Origin of the sequence: Bartonella sp. AP19HLJMH (assembly GCF_042196245.1) — a bacterium.
Taxonomy (GTDB): Bacteria; Pseudomonadota; Alphaproteobacteria; order Rhizobiales; family Rhizobiaceae; genus Bartonella.
The window spans coordinates 1-1,856 of the sequence record NZ_JBHIPX010000052.1 but is presented as its reverse complement, the minus strand read 5'-3'; the positions used below and the strand labels follow the sequence as shown (position 1 = coordinate 1,856).

At 28.3% G+C, this 1,856-nt stretch carries 1 protein-coding gene; it reads left to right on the top strand.

Going from position 1 to position 1,856, the window contains the following annotated elements:
* Positions 1-1,690 precede the first annotated feature (1,690 nt).
* Positions 1,691-1,822 (top strand): hypothetical protein, encoded by a 132-nt coding sequence (locus ACFINR_RS09275; RefSeq protein WP_375654226.1) that lies wholly within the window; start codon positions 1,691-1,693, stop codon positions 1,820-1,822.
* The last annotated feature ends 34 nt before the right edge of the window (positions 1,823-1,856 follow it).

Below are 1,856 nucleotides of genomic sequence, written 5' to 3'. Positions count from 1 at the left end.
AAGAGTGGCATTGTTAATGATGCCAATCGTTATGCTGTTGAAACCATTGGCAACCCTGCCTACCCTCTAGAGTTATTACCATAAGTTTAGAGACAATGAAAATTGTTAAGAACCTACCAAAATTGGAAATAAGAGAAACTGAATAACTTAAAAGCATGCTCACATAATGGGTATGATAAACTCATAAGGGGTATAAGGTTTTATACCTATAGGTTCTTATATCCCTTTTATAAATTGCTGACATACAATCTTTAAAAGGATAATTTATCATACGTTATTTAAAAAGAAGAAACTTGCACTTTTAGATACTCTTATTTACATTGCCTTTAAAAGATTAAACCGTAATCTAAAATGATAGCTTTATTGTTATCAGAAGCTTTATTTAAAGAGGGTTATGTATATTCATTTTCTTATATTACTTATAGGTTTTGAATGTTTCTACCCCCCCAAAACCCTTACAAAACATAGAGCATTAGTTGAATTTATAGGTTGTACTATTGATATAGGTTGTTTTTTGAAAAATTGATAAAAAATAACATATTGAAATATAATGACTTTTATTTTTTATTGAAAAATATGTAAAGGGGGGCGTAAAAAGCACCTCCAAAACTCATAACCATAATGGTCTTGATAGCATTTATTATGATTATAATCCCTTTCTTTTGAAAGGCTTTAAAAGATCACATACTCTCATAAGACATGTTTTAATCATTCACTAAATGATCACTTTTGTCGATTCAATGTACTGACATAAACTGACAAATATATATTTACAGTTGTATTTATTTGTTATGGCTGTTTTAATAAGTTGTATTTTGAAAAAATCATAAAACTTAACTTATTGAAATATAATGATTTTAATTTTCTCTCATTTAAAAAAAATGATATAGGTTCTAAAAAGAACTGACAAGACTGACAAAAGTTTATTAAAAGGAATTTTGCTCATCTCTATAATGATCAGTTTCTATTGAGATGTTTTCATAATAAGCAATAAATCACAATTATCATATATCCTATTTATCATTTCTCTTATGAACATGAAAAATGATGCCATGGCTATAAAGAACATAACAACTATAGAGAAAGCAAAAATGCAAATGAAAGCATTTGTTATAAAGACAGTCCCTATAAGGCTGTTAAGTCTAAAATGTGTTATTAAAAGAAATTAACAGAAATCTTAAAAGCCATTTAGTGACAAAATTGATAGGTTATAAAGCTAAAAATACGCATAATGAGAGCTTTTCTAAATATTATAAATGTATAGATTCAAAACATAACGCAATCGTTTCATAAAACCTATAATATAGCTTTAAAAGCACATAAATATAAAAGAAGCAATTAATAAGCATAAGATATTATCAATACACAACGTATTTAAAAAAATAAGAAAAAATATCAAAAAAGATAAAATATTGTTTGACAATAAATACGTATTTTGTTATATGACTAATCAAGTGCTGAAAACACTTAATAACTAGCGGGTAGGTTACGATACGACCTCTCCCATGTCTTTTAAATACTGACTTTCTTTTATGCTTTTGTTAGTATATGAGAGCTTTGTCGGGTGTGGTCATACCATACAATACTCTTTTATGAGAAAAGTGTGACGACGGACTAGTTACCGTGTTTTCAACGCCCGGCGCTCTTATAGAGTGTCAATTGAAAACTTTAAATAACTAGGAATCTTAGTATGAAAAATATCTCAAACAACACCCCCGTTATCTCTAATATTGCAAATGAAACCGCGTCTGTTAATCAACAAGAGCCTGCAAAAAATACGAATTTATTGATGATTGTGAATATATCGATGGTCATTTCTTAACTCGAATTAGAGCCTTAAGAGATTTTGATGATGT

Coding starts and splice junctions, on each gene's coding strand:
- ACFINR_RS09275 (WP_375654226.1), top strand. CDS start 1,691: ATGAAAAATATCTCAAACAACACCCCCGTTATCTCTAATATTGCAAAT.